The 20365-nt window shown below is 41.2% G+C and carries 18 protein-coding genes; 15 read left to right on the forward strand and 3 right to left on the reverse strand.

Translation table 11 applies throughout. The annotated features are described in order from the left end of the window. The first annotated feature begins 4 nt into the window (after positions 1-4). The 7 genes from ABE613_RS00090 to mmsB all read left to right on the forward strand — a co-directional run bounded on the left by ABE613_RS00090 (position 5) and on the right by mmsB (position 9208). Complete coding sequence (locus tag ABE613_RS00090) at positions 5-1033, forward strand: sugar ABC transporter substrate-binding protein (protein WP_347375287.1); 1029 nt, start codon at positions 5-7, stop codon at positions 1031-1033. Between the two features lie 6 nt (positions 1034-1039). Further along, entirely contained in the window at positions 1040-2536 is a 1497-nt protein-coding gene (locus ABE613_RS00095; RefSeq protein WP_347375288.1) for a sensor histidine kinase, read from the forward strand. After that, on the forward strand, positions 2514-4112 hold the full coding sequence (locus tag ABE613_RS00100; protein WP_347375289.1) for a response regulator transcription factor: 1599 nt from the start codon (positions 2514-2516) through the stop codon (positions 4110-4112). The genes ABE613_RS00095 and ABE613_RS00100 overlap by 23 nt, the downstream gene beginning before the upstream one ends. Next, positions 4109-5167, forward strand: a complete 1059-nt coding sequence (locus ABE613_RS00105; protein ID WP_347375290.1) for a sugar ABC transporter substrate-binding protein — start codon at positions 4109-4111, stop codon at positions 5165-5167. Before ABE613_RS00100 ends, ABE613_RS00105 begins: the two co-directional genes overlap by 4 nt. 162 nt (positions 5168-5329) lie before the next feature. Beyond that, positions 5330-6430: a multiple monosaccharide ABC transporter substrate-binding protein gene (gene chvE / locus ABE613_RS00110; protein ID WP_331473004.1), complete on the forward strand. Its 1101-nt coding sequence runs from the start codon at positions 5330-5332 to the stop codon at positions 6428-6430. A gap of 75 nt (positions 6431-6505) precedes the next feature. Further along, a complete protein-coding gene (gene mmsA / locus ABE613_RS00115; protein WP_235231568.1) occupies positions 6506-8044 on the forward strand; it encodes a multiple monosaccharide ABC transporter ATP-binding protein in 1539 nt (512 codons plus the stop codon). After that, positions 8045-9208, forward strand: a complete 1164-nt coding sequence (mmsB, locus tag ABE613_RS00120; protein ID WP_420370565.1) for a multiple monosaccharide ABC transporter permease — start codon at positions 8045-8047, stop codon at positions 9206-9208. Positions 9209-9414: 206 nt separating this feature from the next. On the opposite strand, the gene ABE613_RS00125 is transcribed toward mmsB, so the two are convergent. Continuing rightward, positions 9415-9594 (reverse strand): (2Fe-2S)-binding protein, encoded by a 180-nt coding sequence (locus ABE613_RS00125; protein WP_347375291.1) that lies wholly within the window; start codon positions 9592-9594, stop codon positions 9415-9417. A gap of 1 nt (position 9595) precedes the next feature. Next, positions 9596-10108 carry a ferritin gene (locus ABE613_RS00130; protein ID WP_235231571.1) on the reverse strand — a complete coding sequence of 171 codons (513 nt, stop codon included), beginning with the start codon at positions 10106-10108 and terminating at the stop codon, positions 9596-9598. Between the two features lie 268 nt (positions 10109-10376). Here ABE613_RS00130 and ABE613_RS00135 point away from each other — a divergent pair, with 268 nt between their 5' ends. From ABE613_RS00135 to ABE613_RS00160, 6 genes are all read left to right on the forward strand, one after another. Next, entirely contained in the window at positions 10377-11762 is a 1386-nt protein-coding gene (locus tag ABE613_RS00135; RefSeq protein WP_347375292.1) for an MATE family efflux transporter, read from the forward strand. Positions 11763-12187: 425 nt separating this feature from the next. Further along, the gene (gene mgtE, locus ABE613_RS00140) at positions 12188-13591 is read left to right on the forward strand and encodes a magnesium transporter (protein ID WP_347375293.1); all 1404 of its coding nucleotides are present in this window, start codon (positions 12188-12190) and stop codon (positions 13589-13591) included. 243 nt (positions 13592-13834) lie between these two features. Further along, positions 13835-14662, forward strand: coding sequence for a transporter substrate-binding domain-containing protein (locus ABE613_RS00145; protein ID WP_347375294.1), 828 nt, complete (start codon positions 13835-13837; stop codon positions 14660-14662). A gap of 60 nt (positions 14663-14722) precedes the next feature. After that, complete coding sequence (locus tag ABE613_RS00150; RefSeq protein ID WP_347375295.1) at positions 14723-15388, forward strand: amino acid ABC transporter permease; 666 nt, start codon at positions 14723-14725, stop codon at positions 15386-15388. Positions 15389-15395: 7 nt separating this feature from the next. Beyond that, the gene (locus ABE613_RS00155; RefSeq protein WP_347375296.1) at positions 15396-16220 is read left to right on the forward strand and encodes a DUF169 domain-containing protein; all 825 of its coding nucleotides are present in this window, start codon (positions 15396-15398) and stop codon (positions 16218-16220) included. Beyond that, on the forward strand, positions 16217-16951 hold the full coding sequence (locus ABE613_RS00160) for an amino acid ABC transporter ATP-binding protein (protein ID WP_347375297.1): 735 nt from the start codon (positions 16217-16219) through the stop codon (positions 16949-16951). Before ABE613_RS00155 ends, ABE613_RS00160 begins: the two co-directional genes overlap by 4 nt. Before the next feature lie 47 nt (positions 16952-16998). Here the strand turns inward: ABE613_RS00160 and pepT are convergent, their stop codons facing one another. After that, positions 16999-18216: a peptidase T gene (pepT, locus tag ABE613_RS00165; RefSeq protein ID WP_347375298.1), complete on the reverse strand. Its 1218-nt coding sequence runs from the start codon at positions 18214-18216 to the stop codon at positions 16999-17001. 273 nt (positions 18217-18489) lie between these two features. Between pepT and ABE613_RS00170 the strand changes: the two genes are divergently transcribed. After that, entirely contained in the window at positions 18490-19779 is a 1290-nt protein-coding gene (locus tag ABE613_RS00170) for an aspartate aminotransferase type Ic (protein WP_235231573.1), read from the forward strand. Positions 19780-19975: 196 nt separating this feature from the next. After that, positions 19976-20359: a YbaN family protein gene (locus ABE613_RS00175; RefSeq protein WP_347375299.1), complete on the forward strand. Its 384-nt coding sequence runs from the start codon at positions 19976-19978 to the stop codon at positions 20357-20359. Positions 20360-20365: the final 6 nt, after the last annotated feature.

Genomic DNA, 20365 nt, shown 5'->3' on the forward strand with positions numbered 1-20365 from the left:
GGACATGAAGATTCCTAAGGAAAACAGACACAGAATTGTAATCATGCTGATTATATGTATTCTATTTCTGGCGCTTTTGACGGGAATCAGCGTTTTTCTGGAAAATAAACTGGAGATCAGAGAAAAAACAAGAGTAGATGATACCATATATCAGAAGCATATTGTTATGATCAGCGAAGAGCCGTCTGAGGAATTCTGGCTCTCCATCTATCAAAGTGCCAGAGAGGAAGGAAAGAAACAAGGAATATATATTGAAAATTTTGGAGAAAGACTTGTAGAAGATTATTCGACAGAAGAACTTTTTGAGATGACGGTCGCGGCGAAGGTTGATGGTATCATATTGAAAGCAGATGGTGGGGAAGGTCTGACAGAGCAGATAAAGAAGGCGGCAAAGGCTGGAATCCCTGTTATGACAATTCTGTCGGATGTGCCAGACAGTGAAAGAATCAGTTTTGTCAGCGGCAATGACTTTGCGACCGGCGAGTTGTATGGCGATGAGATTATTGAAGAGGTAGAGAATATATCGAATGAGCTGGGAAGAAAAGTAAGAGTTTCTGTGTTAGTTGATTCCAATAGAGAGCAGACGGCCCCGAACCTGATCTACTCGGGTATCCATGAAGCAACGGCTTCTGTCAGTGATAAGATGGAGTTTTCTGCAAGTGTCATTGATAATTCCGGCAAGTTTGAATCAGAAGAGACGGTAAGAAACCTGCTTCTGGATTCGGAACCGCCGGATATCCTGGTGTGCTTAAGTGCGGTAGACACGATCAGCGCCTATCAGAGTGTGGTGGATTATAACCGTGTAGGTCAGATCGTGATTGTAGGATATTATTCTTCGGAAGATACGTTGGAAGGAATTCAGAAAGGAATCATCAAGTCCAGTGTATTGATTAATGCACAGGATCTGGGAAAAACAGCTGCACAGGGAATGAGTGAGTATCTTGAAAAAGAATATGTGAATGAATATCTTACGGTTACACCAACGTTGATTACCAGAGAGAATGTGAAAGATTATATGGAAAAGGACGAATAATAGCAGATGAAAAGGAAGAGATCCATTCGTACAAAACTGTTGGAAGTGTTTGTAGTGATCATGGTGTTAGTATTTGTGCTGAATATATACTTGTCCTACAATCAAAATGAAGCAGTGCACCAGATTGACAGTGTATACAGTAATAATATACAGTTGAATGATCTGTCGAATACGCTGGATGGGATTCAGTCGGCACTTTATCAGTATCTGAATACAAAGAGTTCAGATCAGCTGGAGGATTTTTACTCTTATACACAGGATTATAATAATATGATTGGTCAGTTGAATCACCAGACTGTGGACGACGACAATAAATTGATGGAAAAAAATATATATAATATGTCCCTGACTTATCTGGAAAAAGCGGATGATGCGGTAGAAGCAAAACGAGGACGTAACGTCAGCAAATATAATGACGATTATGGCGAGGCAAAAAGACTGTATGATTATCTTCAATCGTGTATTAACAGCTTGAATACATCGGTCTTTCTTGAAAGTTCTAATAATTATTCACTGCTGCGCACCTCACTGACATATTTGACCGGAATCAGTATGTTCCTGTTGTTTGCCGCGCTCTTGATTGCATTTACATGGATTTTTATTATGACAAGAAATATTACAAGACCATTGATCCAGCTTGCAGATGCGGCAAATGAAATTGCAAGAGGTAATATGGAAGTCGATTTCCCCATCGTGGAGACTGGGGATGAGATCACGACGGTGGCAAAAGCATGCAACAAGATGATAGACAGTATCCGTGTATATATTCAAAAGACAAAGGAAAATTATGAACGTGAAAATAAACTGATTGAGAATGAACTGATTATGAAGAATGAGTTGAAAGAAGCTCAATTAAAGTATCTTCAGGCGCAGATCAATCCTCATTTTCTTTTTAACAGTTTGAATGCAGGAGCGCAGCTTGCCATGATGGAAGGTGCAGAAAAAGCATGCCTTTTTATTGAGAATATGGCAGATTTTTTTCGGTATAATGTACGAAAGATTGATAAGGATACAACGCTTCGGGAAGAGTTGAAGCTGGTAGATAATTATGTATATATATTGAATGTAAGGTTTTCCGGTGACATTCATTATAGTAAGCAGATTGATGCGAGGTTCCTGGATACGGTTATGCCCAGTATGATTATCCAGCCTTTGATCGAGAATGCTGTCAATCATGGAATCCGTGAGATGGAAGGAAAAGGACGAATACAAGTAAGCGTATATAATAACGATAAAAATGTATGTATCAAGGTTGCGGATAATGGAGTTGGTATCGATCCGGAGATCGCAGATAAGATTCTCCGTGGAGAGAGTGCTCACAGCAACAGTGAGAGAGATTCGGCGGGAATTGGTATGGACAATGTCATCAACCGATTGCGCCGATATTATAATATGGAGCATGTGATTGATATTCGCAGGAGAGAGAATGGCGGTACAGAAGTAATATTATATATACAGAAGAGAGAGGGAGGAAAGAAAAATGATGCGGATCTTGATCTGTGACGATGAAGGAATTGTCCGGCAATCCCTGGAATTCATAATTCAAAAAAGCTTTGGTGATAAATGTGAAGTAGAATCGGCAAAAAACGGAAGAATGGCAATTGAACTGACAGAATCGTTTCACCCGGATATTGTATTGATGGATATTCAGATGCCTGGAATTAACGGGATTGAAGCGATGCAGGAAATCCGAAAAGAAAATAAAAATATTGTATTTATTGTGCTTACTGCTTATGACAAGTTCGAGTATACACAGAAGGCTATCGATATAGGGGTGATGTCTTATCTGACAAAACCGATCAACAGAGATACTCTTACAGAGACACTTAGAAAGGCAATGAAGCTGGTAAGAGAGCGGAAAGAGAAGGTACGAAATGACCTAAAGATTAAAGAAAAGCTGGAAGTTGTCATTCCGATGATTGAAAATGGCTTCGTATACAGTGTGTTGTTTGACGGACCGGGGAAGGAGATGAATCAGAATTATCGGGAACTTTTAAATATTGATACAGATTATGGATATGCGATGGTCATAGAATGTGGAGATGAGCTCCATAAAGGTGTGTTGTCCAATACTTTGGGTGCCGGAATCCGTCTGCAGAAGCATTATATGGTGATGCGGGAGATGCTCAAAGAGACGACCGGAGGAATTGTAGGTGCACTGATGGCCAATAAGGTGATTGTTCTGGTGCCAAGTGAGTTGGAGAAAGAAGAATATGATGAAAGGGTTGTTAAGATTGATAACATTCGAGGCATGCTGAGAAAGCTGGAGCAGCAGCTGGATCTGAAGTTCAAAGCAGGAATAGGCTCGGTGAAGAGATGGAATGAGGTCAATGAATCGTATCAGGAGGCACTGGATACAGAACGTCAAGGTGTTGGAAAAGTTACACATGCAAAGGATATGCCTGTGACTTGTGTATATGAAGAAGGATACCCGTATGAATTGGAAAAAGAACTTTTTGCTGCTATAGAAGAAGGGAATCAGGAGAAGACCAGAGAACGAAGCAAAGAGTTTGCTCTGTGGATGAAAAGCCAATCGGCAGAGATTACTGGAAGTATTCGTCTGAAAACAATAGAATTTGTACTGTGGGCAGAACATCTTGCATATATGCAAGGAGGAATGATGTATCGCTTCAGAGCCAGGGATGGATATTGGGAAAGCCTGATCTCTTTTCAGACCTATGATGAATTGACAGGATGGTTCGTGAAGAAAATGGAAGATGCGAGCAGCCATATCGCTATGAAACAGCAGGAAAAGACGAATAGCGTAGTCGAAAAGGCCAAGGAATATATTGGAGAACATTTTTCCAAAGATTTATCTCTGGAGAAGATGGCCAAGGAACTGGGGATTAGTCCTTATTATCTGAGTAAGCTGTTTAAAGAATCGGAAGGCGTGAATTACATAGATTATCTGACAGGACTTCGAATAAAATATGCAAAAGAACAGTTGAATAACAGTGATAAAAGTATCAAAGAGATCTGCCATGAATCAGGGTATGGTGATCCGAATTATTTTAGCCGAATATTTAAGAAATGGACAGGAGTAACTCCTACAGAGTACCGGGAAGGGAGATTGTCATGAAGAAAAGATGCATTGCAGTTCTGATGTGTATCATATTAACGGCAATGATGCTTAGCTCTTGTAATACGAAGGATCAGCATGAGGATAAAAATGAAAGTGAAGAAGAGAAGGAATTAAGAATCGGAATCACATTTGACACATTTGTGCTAGAGAGATGGACGAGAGACCGTGATGTGTTTGTGTCGACCGCGGAGAAGTTAGGGGCATCCGTTGATGTCCAGAATGCCAATGGAGACGTAGAAAAGCAGAAAGAGCAGATTCAGAAGTTTATTGAAGATGATATGGATGTGATCGTCATTGTGGCAGTTGACTGTTTTGAGATAACAGAAGAGGTGACAAAGGCCAGAAATGCCGGAATTGATGTTATTTCTTACGACCGATTGATTCAAGAATGTACAACGGATCTATATATTACTGTAGATAACGAAGCAGTTGGAGAACTGATGGCTGAGACAATGAACGAAAATCTTCCTGAAGGCGGTAACGTAGTCATGCTCTGTGGACCGGAGATGGACACCAATTCTGCGGATGTGGTGACGGGATTTAAGAAAGGAATCGGGGGAAGTAATCTGACGGTGGTGAAAGAGATATATGTGAAGTCTTGGACTCCGGAAAACGGATTCGCGGCAGCGAACGAAGCACTGTCTGATGCGGAAGATGTAGATGCAGTCATGTGTGGGAACGATGGCCTTGCGGGTTATGCAATCAAAGCATTGAGTGAGAAGCAGCTTGCGGGAAAGGTGGTTGTGACTGGACAGGATGCGGACTTGGAAGCCTGCCAGAGGGTAGTAGAAGGTACACAGACAATGACGGTATACAAACCGATTGAAAGGTTGGCGAAGGTTGCGGCTCAATGTGCAGTTAAGATGGCCAAAGGGGAAGCTGTGGTTGGAGAGGAAGTAGGAAGAACCGCAACGAAAAAGACACAGGATGGATATGAGGTTCCGTATTGGGCATTGCCTCCGATTGCCGTGACCGCAGAAAATATGGATGATGTGATCATTGATCTTGGGTTCCATCTAAGGGATGAAGTGTATCTGAATGTAGATAAATAAAAATAGCCTAGCATATTTTTAAATTGAGGATAGCGCAAAAAAGTGCTACCCTCAATTTTTTTGCCCGGTAACTTTCTGAATTTGTGCGAGCCTTTGCAAACATGTCCTGTCTGATAGTTGTTATAGTAATGATATCAAATAAATCGAATGGAGGAAAAAACTATGAAAAAAAGATTCAAAAAGCTGGTATCAATCGGACTTGTTGCAGTGATGGCATTCTCACTTGCAGCTTGTACAAGTGGATCTGACAGCTCAAGCTCAAGCGAAGAGAAAGAGACTTCTGCTGGAAGCGGTAAGATTGGTGTGGCAATGCCTACAAAAGATCTTCAGCGTTGGAACCAGGATGGCGAGAACATGAAGAAACAGTTAGAAGAAGCTGGATACGAAGTTGACTTACAGTATGCAAGTAACGACGTTGCAACACAGGTTTCTCAGGTTGAAAATATGATTTCTGGTGATTGTGATGCATTAGTGATCGCTTCTATCGATGGAGAGTCTCTTGGAACACCACTGAAAGGAGCTGAAGAAAAAGGAATCCCGGTTATCTCTTATGACCGTCTGATCATGAACTCTTCTGCAATTTCTTATTACGCAACATTTGACAATTATCTGGTAGGTCAGAAACAGGGCGAATATATTGTAGAAGCTCTTGATCTTGACAATGCAGATGGCCCATTCAATATGGAAATCTTCACAGGTGACCCTGGTGATAATAACTGTAACTTCTTCTTTGGTGGTGCTATGGACGTTCTTCAGCCATACATCGACGCTGGAAAATTAGTTGTTCAGTCTGGACAGGTTACAAAAGAAGAGTGTTCTACAGCTGACTGGTCAACAGAAAAAGCACAGTCAAGAATGGATGCAATCCTTGCTTCTAACTATGCAGACAAAGACCTTGACGTAGTTCTGTGTTCTAACGACTCTACAGCACTTGGTGTTGAGAACTCTCTGGAAGCAAACTACAATGGTGAATGGCCAATCATCACAGGACAGGATTGTGACAAACCAAACGTTAAGAATCTGGTTGCTGGAAAACAGTCTATGTCAGTATTCAAAGATACACGTAAACTTGCAGAGCAGACAGTTAAGATGGTTGATGCTATCATGAGCGGCGAAGAAGCTGAGACAAATGATAACGAGACATATGACAATGGAACAGGTGTCATTCCTTCTTACCTTTGCGAGCCTACAGTTGTAACAATCGACAACTACGAAGAGATGCTGCTTGATTCTGGATATTATACAGAAGCTGATATCAAATAGTTAGTAAGAAGTAAGCGTGAACGGGCAGGCGGGCAGATGTCCGCCTGCATTTTTGAAAGAAAGGGAGGGACACAATTGGCTAAGATTTTATTGGAAATGAAAAATATTACCAAGACTTTCCCCGGTGTAAAAGCACTTGATAACGTTAATCTGCAGGTAGAAGAAGGAGAAATCCACGCTCTTGTTGGAGAAAACGGAGCCGGTAAGTCAACCCTTATGAATGTATTGAGCGGTATCTACGCATATGGTACATACGAAGGTGACATTATTTATAACGGAGAAATCTGTAAATTTCATAATATTAAGGACAGTGAGGCAAAGGGAATCGTTATCATTCACCAGGAGCTTGCATTAGTTCCGGAGATGACGATCGGTGAAAATATGTATCTGGGCAATGAGCAGGGTAAGAAATTCGCCATTGACTGGAGCAAGACGTACGGAGAAGCGGATAAATATCTGAAACGAGTGGGATTACAGGAATCTTCCCGTACTTTGATCAAAGATATCGGTGTTGGTAAACAGCAGCTTGTTGAAATTGCAAAAGCACTTGCAAAAAATGCGAAACTATTAATCTTGGATGAGCCTACTTCTTCTCTGAATGAGTCAGATTCTCAGGCACTTTTGGATCTGATGCTGGAATTCAAGAAGCAAGGTATGACTTCGATTATTATCTCTCATAAATTGAATGAGGTTGCTTATGTAGCAGACAAAATTACAGTTATCCGTGACGGTTCCACGATTGAAACGCTGGATAAAAATAAAGATGTCTTTACAGAAGACCGAATTATCAAGGGAATGGTAGGACGTGAGCTTACAGACCGTTTCCCGAAGAGAGAGAATAAAAATATAGGCGAGGTGGCACTGGAAGTAAAGAACTGGACAGTGCATCATCAGGTATACACAGACCGTAAGGTCGTAAATAATGTATCAATGTATGTAAGAAAAGGAGAAGTTCTGGGAATCTCCGGTCTGATGGGTGCCGGACGTACAGAGCTTGCTATGAGTATCTTCGGAAAGAGCTACGGCAAGGATATCTCCGGTGAATTATATATTCATGGAAAAGAAGTAAAACTGCATTCCGTTCAGGATGCCATTGAACATAAGATTGCATACGTTACAGAAGACAGAAAAGGAAATGGATTGATCTTAAGTAATCCAATCCGTGTGAATACAACACTTGCAAATCTGGCAGGTGTAAGCAGTCACGGTGTCATTGATAAAGATAAAGAGATTGCCGTGGCAGAGGAGTACAGAGTAAAATTAAAGACAAAATGCCCGAGTGTTGAACAGAACGTAGGAAACTTAAGTGGTGGTAACCAGCAGAAAGTTCTCCTTGCAAAATGGATGTTCGCTGAGCCGGATGTTCTGATATTGGATGAGCCTACCAGAGGTATCGACGTTGGTGCAAAATACGAGATCTACTGTATCATCAACGAATTGGTAGCGGCGGGCAAATCCGTAATTATGATTTCTTCTGAGCTGCCGGAAGTTCTTGGAATGTCAGACCGAATTTATGTTATGAATGAGGGACGTATTGCAGGAGAATTAAGCGGCGAAGAAGCAACTCAGGAACTGATTATGGCAAGTATTTTGAAATCAAGCAAAGGAGAATAAATTATGAAGAGTGCGAATATTTCTACATTTTTAAAGAAGTATACAATGGTCATTGTACTGGTCGTTGTTACTTTATTCTTCACCTGGAAGACAGGCGGAAGAATGTTACTTCCACAGAACGTAAATAACCTGATTTCTCAGAATGCATATGTATTCATTCTTGCAACAGGTATGCTGCTCTGTATCCTGACTGGTGGTAACATCGACTTAAGTGTCGGTTCTATTGTATGTTTTGTAGGTGCCGTAGGTGCTACATTCATGGTAAATAAAGGAATGAATGTATTTGTGACCATCATTATTATGTTGGCTACTGGTCTTGCAATTGGTATATGGCAGGGCTTCTGGATTGCATATCGAAGAATACCTCCATTTATTGTAACTCTGGCAGGTATGTTAATGTTCCGTGGACTTTCCAATATCGTTCTGGACGGTTTTACAATTGCACCAATGCCGGAGAATTACCTGGCACTGTTTAATATGTACATTGTGGATTTCTTCCATGGTGACGGACTTAATATTACCTGTCTGTTGTTCGGTATCATTGTTGCGTTAATCTTTGTGGCAGTTACCTTCCGTGGAAGAGCAACAAAAGTGAAAAAAGGATACGCAGTAGGTCCTGCAAGCAGTGATATCATCAAATGTGCGATCATCAGTTTAGTTATCGTAGCATTTGCATGGAGACTTGCACAGTACAAAGGTATTCCGAATATCCTTCTCTGGATTGTAGTCATCGTATTGATCTATGGTTATATTACATCCAAGACAACGATCGGACGTCATCTGTATGCGATCGGTGGAAATGAAAAAGCAGCAGAACTGTCCGGTATCAATACGAACAAAGTATATTTCTTTGCATATGCTAACATGGGACTTCTGGCAGCAGTTGCAGCAATGGTAGTTATTGCCCGTCTGAATTCTGCAAACCCGACTGCAGGTGATGGCTACGAGATGGATGCTATCGGTTCCTGTTTCATCGGTGGTGCATCTGCATACGGCGGAAGCGGAACAATTCCTGGAGTTATCATCGGTGCTACTCTGATGGGTGTTATCAACTTAGGTATGTCTATCATGGGTGTAGATGCTAACTGGCAGAAGGTTGTTAAAGGTGCAGTATTACTTGCAGCTGTAATCTTCGACGTAGAATCTAAGAAACGTGCAAAATAATCTATAATAAATCTATTTTTTACAGGGACGTGGGCCTAAAAAGCTTACGGCCCTGTTTTTGACCCGAAAATTGTGTATAATATATGGTGTTAGTGTCAAAAGCCCACGACATCTTATATGAAAAACTATACATAATTGTAGGAGAAAGATAGAAACATGAAGAAAGTCGGGAGAATCAAATCATTCTCCCGACTTTGCAATACCCATTATTTTCCTAATAATTTCTTAGTTAATTTTTTAGCCTTCTTTTTACATTTGCCACAGGCTTTGCTAACCTTGGTGGCCTTTTTGACTTCTTTAAATGAAGAGGCACCCTGATCTATGGCGCGGGCGATATCACCTTTGGTTACCTTATGACAAGGGCAGATAATCTTATCTGGATTCATATTAAAGTACCAGAGAAGGAGCTGAATATACACGTGCTCCAAGCTCGCTATCCAGCATATACAGGCTCTTCGGATCGTCTCCGAATAACTCGAACTTCTTAACCAGATTATCAGCATTCGTCTCTTCCTCGCCCTGCTCCTTAACGAACCAGTCTAAGAACTGCATGGTACGGAAGTCCTTTACAGAATAAGCCGCATCATAAATCGTATGGATCAGGCTGGTCACATACTGCTCATGCTTCAATCCTTCCGCAAGAACAGCCTTAGCACTTACCAGCTCAACAGCCGGCTTGTCAATCGCTTCCAGTATAATCTTCTCCCCATTATTCTGCAGATACTGGATGAAAAGCATCGCATGGTCACGCTCCTCCTGCGCCTGGATCTTATACCAGTTACCAAATCCGTCCAATCCCTGGTCATAGTAATAGTTCGAAAAATCCAGGTACAAATATGCAGAATACAATTCCTTATTCACCTGCTGATTCAGCAATTCTACAACCTTTTTGTCCAACATGATAATATTCCCTCTTTCTGCTAATATTTATTTTCTTAAATAATAGCAGATTTTTTGTGCAAATTCCATATGGGGACGGGGGTTTTTTCATTTTCCTCCGTCCCAGATTAAAATATCCCTGTCCCCAATTCGATTTACCGTGTCACTTATTATAATTGAATTACCAGGAGGCAGTTGCGCAAGTGGAAGATATGATGTAAAATTGTCGGTATCTGGAAGTTGCACAAAAATTGTTGGAAGAATCTTAGTAGAAAGGAGCTGTGAACACATGCCTAATACAGAAGGTGCCTTGACAAAAGGTCCTATCTTGAATGTCCTGACCAGACTTGCATTGCCGATTATGGCTTCGGCTTTTTTGTCAACGGCCTACAGTATCATGGATATGGCCTGGGTCGGGCAGCTTGGCGGAGAAGTGCTTGCCGGAGTCGGCGCTGGCAGCATGTATATCTGGATGTCTCAGGGAGTGGTAACACTGCCGCGGATGGGCGGGCAGGTCTATATGGCACAGGAACTGGGACGGGGGAATCGCAAAGAGGCGCAGGCATATGCGGCAGCTGCGATACAGTTATGTGTAATCTTAGGCATACTTTTCGGGCTGGTATGTGGGTTTTTCACAGAGTCTTTGGTGTCGTTTTTCCAACTGGAACATCAGGATGCAGTGAATGCGGCACATATCTATATTAAGATTGCCTGTGGATGGATTCTGTTTTCCTTTTTGGGGCTGGTGCTAACGGGCCTGTATACTGCACAGGGGAATTCCAAGACCCCCTTGAAAGCGAATTTCACAGGGTTAATGCTGAATATGTTATTGGATCCGGTCTTGATTCTGGGACCGGGGCCTTTCCCGGCACTGGGAGCTGCGGGGGCGGCAATCGCAACCGTTCTGTCCCAGATAGTCGTGGTGGGGGTTCTGGCAGCAGGCATGCGGCTGGACAGATCCGAGGCAAATGTTCTGAGAAGTGTAAATTATATCCGTAAGATAGATGCCTCCTATATGAAACGTGTATGCCTGATTGGTGGCCCCAGTGCGATTCAGGGGGTGGTCTACTGCATGATCTCCATGCTGCTTTCACGGATGGCAGGAATTTTTGGGGATATTGCAATCGCGGTTTTGCGAGTGGGTGGTCAGGTAGAGTCCATATCATGGAACGTTGCAAATGGATTTTCATCCGCGATGAACGCATTTGCGGCACAAAATTATGGCGCAGGGAAGATGGACCGCGTCAGAAAAGGATACCGAATATCTGTGATATCTGTGCTCGTCTGGGGAGGCCTGATCTCAGTAGTATTTCTTCTGTTCCCGAGAGAAATCTCCAGTATCTTTTTCCATCAGCCTGATGAGATTGTCATGTCTTCCCATTATCTTATGATTATAGGACTGGGAGAGGCATTTATGTGTCTGGAATTGATGTCAGTGGGAGCAATCTCAGGGCTTGGGAATACAAAGCTTTGCAGTATTATCAGCATAACATTTACCGCGATTCGCCTGCCGATTGCATGGATACTCTGTAAGACCGCGCTTGGATCAGATGGAATCTGGTGGGCATTTACCATTTCCAGTGTGCTGAAAGGGTTGATTTTCTGGAAAGCATTTTATGTAGAGACGTCCAAAAAGGAGCGTTGTCTTCACGAAAATTCTTCGGCTGGGAAGTAAAAGGTTGTGACAAAGATAGAATTGTGTTAATATAATAGAAGCAAAATAGCAAATATCAGTAAGTAAGAGAGGTGAGATTATGGACGGTAGTAGTGGTCGAAGTACAGACAAGGTATTCATATATTGTCAGAATTCCTGCGGCTATGGCCCGTTCGTATTCTGACTGATTTTGTTGTGAGAATTTATAGATGTATAGAACAGATGTAAGATATATGAGTACCATTGTCCGTTTCTAAAACTGTACTACATTGGCGCAAGGCGAGTGTGGAGCATGTCGTATTATAACTGACAATGGTATTTTTATGCCCATTTTTACTTATTATATGCTGTCTCCATGCCTGCTTTGCAGATTCGTAACCCGCATCAGGACTCGCAGATGGGTCTTGAATTGCACCATGGGTCAGGTGAAAAGGAGGCGTAGAACAATGAATACAAAGAAAATGAATTTGACAGAGATAAAAGGGCATGTACAGCACCCGGATTACCAGATGGAGATTGCAGATATCATCCGAAGCAATCTGACACCGAAGTTAATGCAGAAACGGCTTCAGGATTATCATGAAAATGATATTGCTACAGCGATGGAACTTCTGAAAAAGGATGAGCGTTACCGGCTTTATAGTATTCTGGACACGGAAACCCTTGCAAATGTAATGGAATATTCGGATCATCCGAATGACTATATCGGGGAACTGGGAATACGTAAAAGAATCGAAGTTCTGTCACAGATGGAAGTTTCGGCAGCGGCAGAATATCTCCGCCAACTGGAGAAATCGGAGCGCAATGCCCATCTTGATCTGATGGATGAGTCGGTCAAAAAAGAGATCATGCTGCTCAGCTCATTTGATGCAGATGAGATCGGAAGTAAGATGACGACCAATTATATTGCCATCCGGGCAGGGATCAGCGTACGCCAGGCAATGCGGGAACTGGTGGATCAGGCAGCGGAAAATGATAATGTCTCTACAATCTATGTGTTAGATGATGGCGGAATGCTGGCAGGGGCCATCGATCTGAAGGATCTGATCATTGCCCGTGAGAATACGGCGCTTGAGGCAATTACGATGACATCCTATCCTTATGTTTATGCGGACGAACAGATTGAAGACTGTATTGAACGGATGAAAGATTATTCGGAAGATTCAATTCCTGTACTGGATGCGAAGAATAGACTGCGAGGTGTACTGACCGCACAGGATATTACCGGGATTGTAGACGAAGAACTTGGAGAAGATTATGCAAGACTCGCCGGTCTGACCGCGGAAGAAGATCTATATGAACCTATGAAGAAGAGCATCGGAAAACGCCTTCCATGGCTGATCGTGCTGCTTGGATTGGGGCTTGTGGTATCCAGCGTAGTAGGTCTATTTGAGGCGGTGGTGGCAAGCCTGACACTGGTCATTTGCTTCCAGTCACTGATCTTGGATATGTCGGGAAATGTAGGAACCCAGTCCCTGGCGGTGACTATCCGTGTGCTGATGGATGAACAGATTACCGGAAAACAGAAGTTGTATCTCATCGCTAAAGAAGCGAAAGTCGGTCTTTGCAATGGCGCGATTCTCGGGATACTCTCCTTCGTGCTGATCGGATTGTATCTGCTGATCTTCAAAGGAGAACCGGCAGCAGTTGCATTTTCCGTCTCTATGTGTACCGGAATTGCATTGCTTGTATCCATGCTGCTGTCCAGCATCTCCGGGACAATCATCCCTATCCTGTTCAAAAAACTGAAGATTGATCCCGCGGTCGCTTCCGGGCCATTGATCACGACTGTCAACGACCTGGTCGCAGTTGTCACATATTACGGACTGGCATGGTTGATGTTGATGTAAGTGGAGGGGACGGGGGTTTTTTCATTTTCCTCCGTCCCAAATTAAAATAAGGGTGTCCCCAATTTATTTTACCCTGTCCCTTTTGATTTGGGTATAGAATAAATGGATTGGTATGGATCAGTTTATGTTGTATTGATTTTTACAATAAGTGCGTCCTTTATATACAGATAATCGATTGGATAAAAAGATAAGATAATGCTATTCTATATCTAACATTATTATTTGGTATATGGAGGAAAAAGTATGAAGAAAAAGTTAATCAGTGTTCTTTTGTGTATCACAATGTGCGCAGGAATACTCGTAGGATGTGGGGGAAAATCAGATGACAGTCAAAAAGAAGAGGCTGCAGATACGGAAGAAGACAAAGTGATCACTGTTGCTACAACCAATGCATTCTTTCCGGTTGTTTATGCGGATGATGACGGTAATCTGACAGGATTTGAGTATGACATTATGGAAGAAATTGGCAAAAGATCCGGCTATGAGATGGAATACGAAGTTGTTGGGGACATGTCTACAATGTTTGAAGGAATCGATAGCGGAAAATATGACACTATGATGGGTCAGGTATCTGTAACAGAGGAACGTGAGAAAAAGTATATTTTTAGTGAAATATATGGGTATAATGCAATTAAAATGGCAGTTCGCGGAGATGATCCGGCGGAATCTGTGGAAGATCTTCAGGGAAGAAAAGTATGTATTGAATTTGGTACTGTTTTAGAGGATGTTTTAACTGAAATAAATGCTGGTTACCCTGAGGATAAGCAGATTGAACTTGTTACAACAGAAGGAAATATTTATGATGAACTGGCAAGTGGACATTATGATGCATTCCCGATTACTGTATTATCCTTTGATCAGATTAATGAAAAAGGAGAATATAATTTCAAATTAATAGGAGATCCGATTCTGATCGATAAAAATGCTTTTCCATTTGCAAAAGATTGTGATCAGGACAAGCTTGAAGCTGTAAATAGTGCTATTAAAGAAATGAAAGAAGATGGCACATTGTCAGAATTATCTGAGAAATACTTCAAACGTGATATTACACAAGAAGAAATAACAGAATAATATAGATGAAGAAGGCAGTCAGATACATACTGGCTGCCCTTTGTTTCCTAAGGAGTAAAAATGAAATTTGATGTAAAGTTTTTCTTTTCTATTATCCCTAAATTGATTCTTAAAATCCCCTATACATTATGGCTTGGCTGTATTGCTTTTGCAATTGCCTTTGTATTGGGGCTGATTCTGGAGATATGTTATACATCGAAGAATGTGATCATAAGAAAAATTGCCGGATTATATATATCTTATTTCCGTTCGACACCATATATTACGCAGCTGTTTATCTTTTATTTTGGACTGCCGCAGATTATTCCGGCAATGAGAAATGTAGTAGGTGCGACGGCTCTTGTTATAACAATCGCCATGAATTCTGCAGCTTTTATTGCAGAGGTAATACGAGGTGGACTTCTGGCTGTTGATAGAGGACAGAGAGAGGCTGCATTGTCTATAGGGTTAAGTCCAATCAATGTGTATAAAGAGATTATTCTTCCACAGGCGTTTGTTGCGGCATTTCCATCTCTCGGGAATTCCTTTATTATGATGATCAAAAATACAGCCATTGGATTCACGATAGGTGTTGTGGACATTTTAGCGCAGGCAAAGATATTAGCAGCTTCGTCATTGAATTTTTTCGAAGCGTATATTTCTGTAGGTGTTGTTTATTGGATCATTTTGGTCCTGATTGATAAGCTGTTAAAATACATAGAATCAAAAATATGTAGATATTTGTAGGTGAAATATGAAAAATAGAGATGTGAATAGAATGAATAAAGCGTTAGGATTGAAACGCTGTATTGTAGGAGTTAAATTCCTTTATTTTGAACATGAATACCATAATCTTGAAATCAATGAATATGGGAGAAAGACCAGTTATTGTATGATGGTGAAGCATGCGATGGATGGAAATCATTTTAAGGCAAATCTGGGACATTTTGCATGTCGCTGTGCGATAGAGGCGTTGGGACTTGCGGATGAGATGGAAGGAGTGGAATCCGGACAGCGATATTATAGTTTAAATCTGTATGAAAGCAGGGCTGTTGCAAAAGATGTGACACGTGATATTTCAAGGATTAAACAGAAAATATATGGAATAGAAATTGGACCACTAGATGAGCTTGAAGATGCAGATGTTGTCATGCTAATGGTAAATGCATATCAACTCATGCGTGTTGTGCAGGGATATACGTATAAATGGGGCATACCGAAGCATTTATACATGGCGGGAAACCAAGGAGTATGTGCAGATCTGACTGCAGGACCATTTGAAAAAAATGACTTGAATTTCTCAGTACTTTGTGCAGGAACAAGAAGAATGTGTGCATGGGGAGATGATGAAATCGGAGTTGGCCTTCCAATTCAACAATTTGAACCATTAACAGAAGGAATCATACAGACAATGAATTATATAGATTATCCGAACCAAAAAGACGCAATACGGGCAAGGTTGGTTTCTCCAGATGAATTAGGAGTGCCGGTAGATGATAACCTTCATTATGGTAAATTAGGAAAAGAATATGTCAGGCCAGATATGTATGAAAAACTGAAAAGTGGGGAATTGGAATGATTAAAATAGAAAATCTTCACAAAAGTTTTGGTGAACTCCATGTGTTAAAAGGAATTGATTTTCAGGCCCAAAAGGGAGAAGTAGTTGCAATTATTGGACCTTCCGGGATGGGAAAGTCTACATTTCTTCGTTGTGTTAATTTTATTGAACGTCCGGAAAAGGGGATTGTCGAAATTGATAATGTTCGTGTGGATGTTCAGAAATGCACAGAAAAAGAAATTAAAAAATTACGTATGAAAACCTCTATGGTATTCCAAAACTATAATGTATTTAAAAATAAAACAGTGCTTGAAAATGTAATGCTTCCAATGACTTCTGTGCAAAAGATGAAAAAAGAAGAAGCTAGACAGAAAGCACTGGAATATTTAAAGCAGGTAGAATTGCTTGATAAAATTGACGAGTATCCATCACGTTTGTCGGGAGGTCAGCAACAGAGGGTAGGTATTGCCAGAGCCATGGCTGTAAATCCAAAAGTAATATTACTTGATGAGCCGACTTCATCATTGGACCCGGAACTGGTGACCGGGATTCTGGATATTATTAAGAAATTGGCTCGTGAGCATGAACGTACCATGTTGATCGTTACTCATGAAATGCGCTTTGCTCGGGAAGTAGCAGACAGAATCTTGTTTATGGATGACGGAGTTATTATAGAAGAAGGAAAGCCAGAACAGATATTTGCGAATCCTCAAAATGACAGAACTCGTAAGTTTTTGGAATTATTACAGTAGCAAAATGCCAGAATGATTAAGAGGTCATTCTGGCATTTGGTGATTCATTATCGAGAATATAATTTTATGAGCTCAACTAACATCTTGGTTACTTTTTCCATACTTTCTATGGTTATGTGTTCGAAAGGAGTGTGGAAAGCATGACCGCCTGTCCCGATATTGGGGCATGGGAGACCGTGAAAACTAAGCCAGCAACCATCCGTTACACCTCGAAGCGGAATAACCTTAGGTTCTATTCCGGCGTTTATGCATGCCTGGCTGGAATTTTGGATTAAATGCATGTGGTGCTGGATGACTTCCGCCATGTTTTTGTGAGTATCGGTCAGAGTCAATGAGATGGTATTGGGGCTCCATTTTTTGTTTAATGCATTTGTGATTTGGCGAAGTATTGTCTTCCTTTCCTCAAAATGTTTCTGGTTATGATCTCTGATACTATAATGAAGCTCAGAATGTTCGGAATCTCCGCTTATGTTTGTTAAATGATAATAGCCTTCATACAATTCTGTGTCTCTTGGAGTCTCATTTTGCGGCAACATGTTGTTAATCTCGATTGCTATAAGGCTGGCGTTTACCATCGTGTTTTTTGCGCTGCCGGGGTGGGTGGAACATCCATGAATGGTAAAATCTGCCTGGCAAGCATAGAAAGTCTCGTATTGAATTTCTCCTTCCCTTTCACCGTCAAGTGTAAATGCATAATCAGCACCGAATTCTTCAAAATCAAAATAGTGCACTTCGTTATACATTTCTTCATCAGGTGTGAATGCAATGCAGATAGTTCCGTGAGGAATTCCTGATGTCAGGACGCATTCTGCCATTGTGATGATTTCAGCAATGCCGGCTTTATCATCAGCGCCTAGAATTGTAGTCCCGTCGGATGTTATTAAATCCTGTCCTTTATAAAGAGAAAGATGGGGATATTCTTCCACCTTCAAAGTACGGTAACTGTTGCCGAGAGGGAGATCCTGCCCTTGGTAGTTTGGGTGAATGACAGGGTTAATCTGATGTTCACAAAAGTCAGAAACTGTATCTAGATGAGCTAAAAATCCTAACTTTGGTTTCTCTTCGTAACCAGGTGTTGCTGGTAAAGATGCGTATACAAAGCAATGTTCAGTTACTCTTGCATTATTGATTCCAAGACCATGCATTTCTTCGACTAATAGATTGGCTAATGTAAATTGTGAGTTAGTAGAAGGACATCTTTTTTGAGTAGAATCACTTGCTGTTTGTATTGTTGCATATTGTAAAAATCTTTGATAAGGTTTCATAAAAATCCCTCTTTATATAAAAAATAAGTATAGATAAAGTATAACAAAACTTAGCCCCTGGTAAAATACAATATTTGTTCGAAATACCGGGAAGAATAATAATGAGAATTTGCAAGATTTCGAACAAAAAATTGCATATCAAAACGAAAAAGTCAGCTTTTTAACAATGTAAATACAATAAAAATGCAAGTATATATTGACATTTTTTCAATATATACGTAAAATAGCAGATAGTGACGCTACGAATGAATGAAGATACAGGAGGGAACCCCGATGACACCATATAGTCAGTTGAGTAAAGAAGAGTTATTAGCATTAAAAAGTGATCTGGAGCAGCAGTTTGAAGATATAAAGGGCAAGGGCCTGAAGTTAGATATGTCTCGAGGCAAACCGTCAAAAGCACAGCTTGATCTGAGCATCGGAATGATGGACGTTTTGACCAGTGAATCAGATCTGGTAAGTTCTGATGGCGTAGACTGCAGAAATTATGGAGTTCTCTGCGGAATCAGTGATGCAAGAAAATTATTGGCAGACATGTCTGAGGTGCCGGAGAGAAATATTCTTATCTATGGTAATTCAAGTCTGAATGTTATGTTCGATACCGTATCACGTGCTATGACACATGGTATTATGGGAAGTACTCCATGGTGCAAGTTAGACCATGTAAAATTCCTGTGTCCAGTACCAGGATATGACCGCCACTTCGCAATTACAGAATTCTTCGGAATTGAGATGATCAATATTCCGCTTCTGGAGACCGGACCGGATATGGATATGGTGGAGAAATTAGTAGCTGAGGATGATTCCATCAAAGGAATCTGGTGTGTACCGAAGTATGCGAATCCAACTGGAATATCCTATTCCGATGAGACGGTAAGAAGATTTGCAAGATTGAAGCCGGCTGCAGAGGATTTTCGTATTTTCTGGGACAATGCATATTCCATTCATCATCTTTACGATGATAAGAGAGATGTGATCCTTGAACTGTTAAATGAATGTATTAAGGCAGGTAACCCGGACATGGTTCTGAAGTTCATCTCCACTTCCAAGGTGTCATTCCCAGGATCCGGAATCGCCGCACTGGCAGCTTCTGAGGCAAATATTGAAGACGCAAAACAATATATGAAGTTCCAGACGATCGGGCATGATAAGCTGAATCAGCTGCGCCATGTACGCTTTTTCAAAGATATGCCGGGTATGTATGCACATATGCGTAAGCATGCGGATATCCTTCGCCCGAAGTTTGAGAAAGTAGAAGAAGTTCTGGAAAAAGAACTTGGCGGACTCGAGATTGGTACATGGACGAAACCACTTGGCGGATACTTTATCTCCTTTGATGCGATGGAAGGCTGTGCAAAAGCAATCGTTGCAAAGGTGAAGGAAGCAGGGCTTGTCATGACAGGTGCCGGTGCAACGTATCCATACGGAAAGGATCCAAAAGACAGCAATATCCGTATTGCACCATCTTTCCCGACGGTTGAGGAACTGGCAGTGGCAGCAGAGATCTTTGTTCTTGGTGTAAAACTGGTAAGTATTGACAAGTTATTGAGTGGAAAAAATTAATAGAAAGTTATTGAGAATATTATCCAGTAAAGAAACGGGTATTTATATTGACAGGATAATTAAAATTTGATATCCTCTGGGAAGTTAGAAACAACTAACTACCCTGGGGGATATTTTTGTGCAAATATTTTTTTACACACGAGTTAGCGATAACTAATTATCAATAATATGCAAGGAGAGAAGTGATGAAAAAGAGATGATGAAAAATCCAATAAAAATAATCTGGATGGCAGCAGGTGTGGTATTTCTGGGGATAGGAGCAGTAGGTGTTGCACTTCCGGTGCTTCCGACCACGCCGTTTTTATTGCTTGCTTCCTTTTGCCTGGCAAAGGGATCGAAAAGACTTCATGAATGGTTCGTAGGAACCAAATTATATCAGAACCATCTGGACAGCTTTGTAAGAAACAGAGCGATGACACTTAAGACCAAGCTGGGGATACTTTTCCCGGCATCTGCAATGCTTTTGCTGGCATTTGCGGCGATGCAGAATGTCTATGGCAGAGGATTCATCCTGTTTTTGATTCTATTCAAATATATCTATTTCTTTACATGCATCCGCACGATCAGGGAAGGGGCATAAAGGATA

Source organism: Dorea chungnamensis (assembly GCF_039832125.1).
In the GTDB taxonomy this organism is placed as follows: domain Bacteria; phylum Bacillota; class Clostridia; order Lachnospirales; family Lachnospiraceae; genus JAFBIX01.